At 53.3% G+C, this 6,448-nt stretch carries 10 protein-coding genes; 8 read left to right on the top strand and 2 right to left on the bottom strand.

Translation table 11 applies throughout. The features are described from left to right. Both ACQKE4_RS17820 and ACQKE4_RS17815 read left to right on the top strand, forming a co-directional pair. A partial coding sequence (locus ACQKE4_RS17820) for a hypothetical protein (RefSeq protein ID WP_427389627.1) occupies nucleotides 1-278 on the top strand: 278 nt, incomplete at its 5' end. A gap of 113 nt (nucleotides 279-391) precedes the next feature. Continuing rightward, nucleotides 392-562 carry a DUF808 family protein gene (locus tag ACQKE4_RS17815; RefSeq protein ID WP_427389626.1) on the top strand — a complete coding sequence of 57 codons (171 nt, stop codon included), beginning with the start codon at nucleotides 392-394 and terminating at the stop codon, nucleotides 560-562. 33 nt (nucleotides 563-595) lie between these two features. On the opposite strand, the gene ACQKE4_RS17810 is transcribed toward ACQKE4_RS17815, so the two are convergent. Further along, nucleotides 596-1,516, bottom strand: coding sequence for a DMT family transporter (locus tag ACQKE4_RS17810; RefSeq protein WP_427389625.1), 921 nt, complete (start codon nucleotides 1,514-1,516; stop codon nucleotides 596-598). Nucleotides 1,517-1,609: 93 nt separating this feature from the next. Here ACQKE4_RS17810 and ACQKE4_RS17805 point away from each other — a divergent pair, with 93 nt between their 5' ends. The 6 genes from ACQKE4_RS17805 to ACQKE4_RS17780 all read left to right on the top strand — a co-directional run bounded on the left by ACQKE4_RS17805 (nucleotide 1,610) and on the right by ACQKE4_RS17780 (nucleotide 4,894). Continuing rightward, nucleotides 1,610-1,909, top strand: coding sequence for a LysR family transcriptional regulator (locus ACQKE4_RS17805; protein WP_427389624.1), 300 nt, complete (start codon nucleotides 1,610-1,612; stop codon nucleotides 1,907-1,909). Continuing rightward, nucleotides 1,909-2,421 (top strand): LysR substrate-binding domain-containing protein, encoded by a 513-nt coding sequence (locus ACQKE4_RS17800; RefSeq protein ID WP_427389623.1) that lies wholly within the window; start codon nucleotides 1,909-1,911, stop codon nucleotides 2,419-2,421. Before ACQKE4_RS17805 ends, ACQKE4_RS17800 begins: the two co-directional genes overlap by 1 nt. A gap of 377 nt (nucleotides 2,422-2,798) precedes the next feature. After that, nucleotides 2,799-2,966: a hypothetical protein gene (locus ACQKE4_RS17795; protein WP_427389622.1), complete on the top strand. Its 168-nt coding sequence runs from the start codon at nucleotides 2,799-2,801 to the stop codon at nucleotides 2,964-2,966. Between the two features lie 105 nt (nucleotides 2,967-3,071). Next, nucleotides 3,072-3,596: a helix-turn-helix transcriptional regulator gene (locus ACQKE4_RS17790; RefSeq protein ID WP_427389621.1), complete on the top strand. Its 525-nt coding sequence runs from the start codon at nucleotides 3,072-3,074 to the stop codon at nucleotides 3,594-3,596. A 630-nt stretch (nucleotides 3,597-4,226) separates the two neighbouring features. Next, the gene (locus tag ACQKE4_RS17785) at nucleotides 4,227-4,481 is read left to right on the top strand and encodes a FitA-like ribbon-helix-helix domain-containing protein (RefSeq protein WP_290674620.1); all 255 of its coding nucleotides are present in this window, start codon (nucleotides 4,227-4,229) and stop codon (nucleotides 4,479-4,481) included. Further along, complete coding sequence (locus ACQKE4_RS17780) at nucleotides 4,478-4,894, top strand: type II toxin-antitoxin system VapC family toxin (protein WP_427389620.1); 417 nt, start codon at nucleotides 4,478-4,480, stop codon at nucleotides 4,892-4,894. Before ACQKE4_RS17785 ends, ACQKE4_RS17780 begins: the two co-directional genes overlap by 4 nt. A 137-nt stretch (nucleotides 4,895-5,031) precedes the next feature. Here ACQKE4_RS17780 and cml read toward each other — a convergent pair whose 3' ends face one another. Next, nucleotides 5,032-6,219, bottom strand: coding sequence for a CmlA/FloR family chloramphenicol efflux MFS transporter (gene cml / locus ACQKE4_RS17775; protein WP_427389628.1), 1,188 nt, complete (start codon nucleotides 6,217-6,219; stop codon nucleotides 5,032-5,034). Nucleotides 6,220-6,448 lie beyond the last annotated feature (229 nt).

The raw sequence follows: 6,448 nt of genomic DNA, 5'->3' as shown, positions 1-6,448 counted from the left end.
GGCTTGCGAAAGCCAACTTGCACGGGGCGAATGATCAAAAAGTGCTCGCTGGCGGTGATAGGGAAAGTGTCGGCGCCGGCTTCACGGATTCAGGTCTTCAGAAATGTGCCTTTGGCCCTATTAACGTATCAGACACAAATAGCATAAGGCCATTCGGGCGCATTTTATGGACGGCGGAGGTTTATACAAAATGTATTTTAGTCACTCTGGGTGAGCAAAACGAGAGTAAATTAAACCTTATGCTGGTACTGGCTAATACAATGACTCATATGTCTTAACGGCAAACCATCGGTGAGACAGTGTTGGCGATGCTCTTAGGCCAAAAAAGGCGATCCGCCCCAGCCGCTGTGTGCTTTACTATCAGCAACAGTTATTCACGGAGGAAGCACCCATGGCCATAGGCGGCTTGATAGGATTACTGGACGACATTGCCGCATTGGCGAAGTTGACCGCAGCATCATTGGACGATGTGAGTGCCGACGCTGGGCGTGCGACGGTGAAGGCGGCCGGGGTGGTGGGGGGGCTGCACTTCATTCCTATCAAGAAGGCGCATGCCGAATAGGTGCTGGTTGCGAAGAAGTAAGCAGAATATCGATTAGCTCCGCTGTTGCCGTAACACCATCACCCCCGCGATTAAGATCATGCCCATACCCAGCCAAGTCATGGCATCGGGCACTTCGCTGAATAGCAGGTAGCCCCAAAGGCTGGCGAAGATGAGGTAGGCGTAATCAAAGGTGCCGATCAAAGCTGAAGGGGCTATTTGATAGGCCCTGGCCACCCCGGTATTCACAATGATCAGCAGTAGTGCGTAGGCGCCCACGATCAATAACGCTGTGGCGTCTAGCGGTTGCCAACCGGCGAACAGGAATGGCGCGCGTTCGGCGAGCGATGTTGTGCTGTTGATTGCCACCAGCACGCTGAAGAGACTGCCTGCTGCCAGGAAGGCTAGATTTAATCCTAGAGTGAGAAGTAAGGGGTGCTCTCTTTGGCAGTGGTGCCGAGTGACCAGCATAGCTAGCGCATAAAAGAGGGCGGCAAGCACGGGTAGCAGTGTGGCAGGTGTAAAGGTGTCGCCGCCAGGGCGCAACACCACCACCACGCCCAGGAAACCGCAGAGAATGCCCAGCCACGCCTGGCGTGAAAGATGCTCGCCTGCCCCAAAAGCAGCCAGCACGGCAATAAACAGCGGCGTGGTGTAAATGGCGACCGCCGCCACCGAGAGTGGAATCAGCGGCAGTGCTGCGTAGTAGGCTATCCACATCAGCAACAGCAGCAGGCTTCTTATCGCCACCCAGCGGCGTGATTTTACCTTGGGGTGGGGGCCTGAATGGCCAATGATCAATCCAAAGAGTATCGGCAGCGAGAATGTTGAGGCGATGACATAGAGTTGCCATAGCGACATACTGGCACTCAGATACTTAACCAGGGCGTCGGTCAACGCCAGCAGAAACACAGCCCCCACGATAAGGCTTATGCCCTGTAGGATATTATCTTGTGGTTCAGCGGTGGCCTTCATTGCAGCGTTCCAGGTATGAATTCCGCTCTAGAATGCCGCTGCCTCTTGCAGCGCTTCAAACGACTTCTACGTCACAATGCATGAGCTCAGATTATGGATAACTTCATCAAGTCTCTTCCACCGCTGGCGACGCTGCGTCCCTTTGAGGCTGCCGCCAGGCTTGAAAGCTTTTCGCGCGCGGCCGATGAGCTCCACCTGACCCAGGCGGCTATCAGCCGACAGATCCGTGCGCTGGAGGAAGACCTTGGCGTGATGCTTTTCGAACGCCGTAATCGCAGTGTGTTTCTTACCCGTGAAGGGCGTGAGTTTGGCCGTACGGTCTCCCAGGCGCTGGAAAGTATTGCTACGGGGCTCAGGCGCTGCGTGGCGACCCGGATGAAAAGCGCGTCGTAATGTTCTGCCAGTTATGCGAAGCGTTCTATTGGCTGATGCCACAGCTGTCTGACTTCAATCGTCGCTATCCTGACATTGAGATACAACTGGCGACGTCGACAAGGCCGATTACCGAATTTAGTGGCAGCTTCGACATTGCGCTGCAAACCAACGGTAGGCCTAGCGGGAGCCATCGATTGGTGTTCACCGCCGAGGACGAGATATTTCCGGTCTGCAGCCCTGCTTACCTGAAAGGGGTCACTACGCCGTTGAGTCTCAACGCTTTGCTGAACCAGCGGCTACTGCACCACCACACTGACCCGGCGGATTGGCTGGAGTGGGGTGGCTGGTTTCGTGCCATGGGGCACTTTGATATCGCGGCAGCGGAGAGTGCTGTGTTCGATAGTTATCCACTGCTACTGCAAGCGGCTGTCGCGGGGCACGGTATTGCCCTGGGATGCCATCGCCCTATACACACGCCAGGGCGCACCTCAACGCGCAGGCAGCGAAGCGTTATTGGGCTGGCTGCGTGAGGTGTTGAGTGATGAGCAGGTTGCTGAAGCGACAGGCTTGGCGTTAGATGAAGTGGCTAAGCTGCGCACTGAAGGTCAGCGCTGACCTGCTTCCATTTACGTATTCCCGCTTTACGCATAGAACGAAAGGGCAGTCCAAGTGACTGCCCTTTCTGTATTTGGCTGCTGAGGATGGCAGACACTCCCATGCCATGAAAGTCCCCAGCGTCAGGTTAAGTGTTGCACCTACTGATATTCTTTCTTAAATTTTTATTAGGGAGCTAAAAGAGACACTTGGGTCTATCCGTTTAGATGAACGTCGGCAAGCATATGAACTGCTGTACCAACGGTTGTCAATTGACAACCGTTGGGGCGGACTTCATACTCAGAGGCAAATAATGACTCGTCCAGCACATCCGAAAAAAGAGATCGAAACTGCCCTCAAACATGCGGAAGCGGAGGGCTGGCGAGTTGAAGTCGGCGGTAGTCACGCCTGGGGCAAGATTTACTGTCCCTATAATGATGATGAATGCCGCTGCGGTGAGTTTTGTATCGCGAGCGTGTAGAGTACACCGAAAAATCCCGGCAGCCACGCCCGGGCAATTCGGAGAGTGGTGGACAAGTGCTCGACCCACAAGCGTCGAGACGAAGCGGAGCCGGAGGATTGAAGAATGGAATATGTTTTTACGCTGAAATACCAACTGGCTGATAGTGACTCCGACCTAGATGCGCTAGTGGAGCGTTTGGGTGCTGCCGGTTGCGATGATGCTCTGGTGGGCGTGGGGCAGCCGGGCCGCTTGGCGCTGGAATTCTCTCGTGAAGCGGGCAGCGCCGAGGAAGCGGTTCACACTGCCCTGGTTGACGTAAAAAAAGCGATCCCTTCCGCGCGGCTGATCGAGGCTTCGCCGGATCTTGTTGGCCTGACGGATGTAGCAGACGTTGTGGGCGTTTCGCGACAGGCAATGCGAAAGCTGATGCTTACCCATCGAGCGACGTTTCCTGTGCCGGTTCACGAAGGTAGTGCCTCAATCTGGCACCTGGCGGAGGTGCTTGACTGGCTGATGACCCGAGGGGGTTACCAAATTGATGTTGCAGTGCTGGAGACTGCGAAAGTGGCATTGGAAGTGAATATAGCCAAAGAAACAATTCGCCATCCGGTTCGTAGCCGCGGGGAAATGGAGCTGCTGACCGCTTAGCCAACAGTTCAACAGTTTGGTGGAAGATAAAGACATATTGGCAGAAAATTTGGAAAACTGGGCTCAGCAAGAACGCCAAGTTGGCATTCAGGAAGGCGAGAAGCTACGTATTGAAGGTAAGTGCTAATCTGCTTTATTTCCGTATTCCCGCTTCACGCATAGAACGAAAGGGTGGTCCAAGAGACCGCCCTCTCTGTATTTGGCTGCTGAGAATGGCAGACATTCCCATGCCATGAAAGAACCTGACGCAATGGTTCATATTCAGTAGTGAATAGCTGTTTTGGCGCGGAGCAGTAGTGCCACTTGTATTTGCAGCAACTACCGATGCGCTCAATTTAGATGTTTTACGTGGCTGAGCCCTATTATAAGAACCCCCTTTACTAGCCCATGAGCCGAATATAAATTTTAATCGGTTCACAATATGATCTTAATCATCGGTGCAATCGGCTCGTGTAGTGCTGGGATAGCACCATCATGACCCTTGCAAACGGTTGGTCTACTACGATCTTCTCAGCGAACTAGCTCTCTGATGCAAGCATCGTCCATATGCTTGCTTTATGCATTCGATGTGATATTTTGAATGCAGATAGGGTGCCGCCGCAATTACTACATGCGATAGGAGGTCGAGCTATGGGCATGATGACGATCAGAAGTATTCCCGACGAAGTACATAACGCACTGAAAGCCCGTGCCAAGCAAAATCATCGCAGCGCTGAGGCTGAAGTGCGTGCCATTCTGGAAGAAGCCACACGTCCAGCAAATCGCCTCAAAATGGGCGATGCTCTGGCAGCTTTGGGCCGTAAAGTTGGGTTGACCAATGAAGATGTTGCAGCCATTGAACAGGTTCGCGACAAGACAACTGCTGAGCCGATGAGGTTTGAATGATCGTTCTCGATACCAATGTCATTTCCGAGGCGATGAAACCCGAACCTGATCCGGCCGTCAAAGCTTGGCTTAATGAGCAGTCGGCCGAAACCCTGTATCTGACTACTGTCACACTGGCTGAGTTGATGTTTGGCATTGCAGCACTGCCTAACGGGAAGCGCAAGGACATGCTCAACGAAGCATTAGATGGCCTTATGGCGCTGTTCAGAGGGCGAATTTTGCCTTTTGACGCTGACGCCGCTAGCAAGTATGCCGAACTAGCCGTAACGGCTCGGACCGCCGGGCGTGGTTTTCCCGTGCCGGATGGCTATATTGCAGCGATTGCCGTATCCCAGGGCTATCAAGTCGCATCACGCGACATGGCGCCATTTGAGGCGGCTAATGTGGGCGTAGTTAACCCTTGGGAGGTCTAGCTATTCTTTACAAGCTACCTGACGGTGGCCGCAGCACACGTTATTGGGTGCTGGGCCGAACAGTGGATGGCTCCGTGTAGTGGCGATCGCTGCTATGAAAGGCCGAATCGCCACCGAATAGGGACGGCTATTTATCTTTACTGTTTATACCGTGTCAATCCTCCAAGCGCAGCCAACGTAATCGCTGCCATGCAGCCTGTATAAGCGATGAGAGGCCAAGCGGTGCCACCATTTAGCGCTATCACCACGCCTGTTCCTATCACCCCGACGATAAGGCTTTGAACGCAGAAGTGCAGTGCAACGGCTGTTCCTGCCATCTCGCTGAATTCGTGAAGCGCGCCATTGGCTGTCACCGATGTTGTGAATACGATGCCGACCGCAACCAGCCACATCGGTACGACATAAGACCAGAAACTGGCTGTCAGGAAGATTTCGCCCAACCCAAGCAAGCTTGCGCTGAAAAGTAGCATTAGCATCCCGCGTATTACGCATCCAGGGATTCCCCAGCGTGCCACGAAGCGTTTGGAGAAGCGCGTTGTAGCAATCATCACGATAGCTACCGTGGCAAAGGCAACGCTAAAACCCAGTTCAGAAAAGTCAGCCCCTTCGATGAGTACTCGCGGGGCGGTAGAGAAGAACACAAAGAAAGCTCCCATCGCAGTGCCGAAAGCCAACGTATAGACCCAGAAGTAAGGGCTTTTAAGCACTAAGCCAAAACCGGCTCTGTTTGATGGTTTTCTAACTTGTCGCGTTTCATGCCATTTCGGCAATGCGAAAGGGAGTGCTGCGAGCGCTGAGATACATAGGACAAGGAATATGGCTTCCCAGCCGAAATATCTCGCCATTAAGGCCCCTGCAATGGGGCCGAGCGCGGGAACGCAAGCCAACATCGCGTTCATTAAGCTATAGATAACTGCGCTTTCGGGAGCATCCGCATAAACGTCGCGCACCGTTGCGAAAACGGCCACCAGCATTGCGGCTGCCCCGGCAGCTTGAATTAGTCGGAGTAAAACGAAAAGCCAAGCTGAGGTGGTCATCGCGAGTGCCAAGGAAGTGACAGCGAATACCAATACCCCGTCAATCAGTATCGGGCGCCGACCAAAACGGTCTGAAAGCGGCCCGAAGATAACCTGACCTACGCCAAGCATAATCATGTAGAGGGTAAGCGTTAGCTGCACTATCTCGGGTGTTGTGCCGAGAATTTCCGGCATCGCGGGCACTATCGGCAGATAAATATCCATACCGAGCGACGCGAGAATATTAAAGGGAGCCAGTAGCACCAACGCTACTGGCAGGCTGTAAGCCCACAGGTGAGGATTTTTAATAGGCACGATAAAACCTCCGCGCAAATAAGATTATTTGGCGGCGGCCTACCTTTAAGGAATTGGTTTAAGCAGGCTGCCGCAACAACGAGAAAGTAAGGTTGTTGCGGCTTAATCGTCTGACTTTTTTGAACCCATACGTTAGCGCTTCAGTAATTGGCCTAATGGCTTTAATAGCCTATCAGGCAGAGGGGTGAGTGCAAGCCCATAGCAATGATTAGATAGTATAGCT

The organism is Halomonas sp. NPDC076908, from assembly GCF_050269715.1.
In the GTDB taxonomy this organism is placed as follows: Bacteria; Pseudomonadota; Gammaproteobacteria; order Pseudomonadales; family Halomonadaceae; genus Vreelandella.
Note: the sequence above shows the minus strand (reverse complement) of the source record. Positions and strands in the feature narration are given on the sequence as shown.

What these genes read in the sequence shown, in the direction of transcription:
- ACQKE4_RS17815 (WP_427389626.1), top strand. Translation starts at nt 392, where the DNA reads ATGGCCATAGGCGGCTTGATAGGATTACTGGACGACATTGCCGCATTG.
- ACQKE4_RS17810 (WP_427389625.1), bottom strand. Translation starts at nt 1,516, where the DNA reads ATGAAGGCCACCGCTGAACCACAAGATAATATCCTACAGGGCATAAGC.
- ACQKE4_RS17805 (WP_427389624.1), top strand. Translation starts at nt 1,610, where the DNA reads ATGGATAACTTCATCAAGTCTCTTCCACCGCTGGCGACGCTGCGTCCC.
- ACQKE4_RS17800 (WP_427389623.1), top strand. Translation starts at nt 1,909, where the DNA reads ATGTTCTGCCAGTTATGCGAAGCGTTCTATTGGCTGATGCCACAGCTG.
- ACQKE4_RS17795 (WP_427389622.1), top strand. Translation starts at nt 2,799, where the DNA reads ATGACTCGTCCAGCACATCCGAAAAAAGAGATCGAAACTGCCCTCAAA.
- ACQKE4_RS17790 (WP_427389621.1), top strand. Translation starts at nt 3,072, where the DNA reads ATGGAATATGTTTTTACGCTGAAATACCAACTGGCTGATAGTGACTCC.
- ACQKE4_RS17785 (WP_290674620.1), top strand. Translation starts at nt 4,227, where the DNA reads ATGGGCATGATGACGATCAGAAGTATTCCCGACGAAGTACATAACGCA.
- ACQKE4_RS17780 (WP_427389620.1), top strand. Translation starts at nt 4,478, where the DNA reads ATGATCGTTCTCGATACCAATGTCATTTCCGAGGCGATGAAACCCGAA.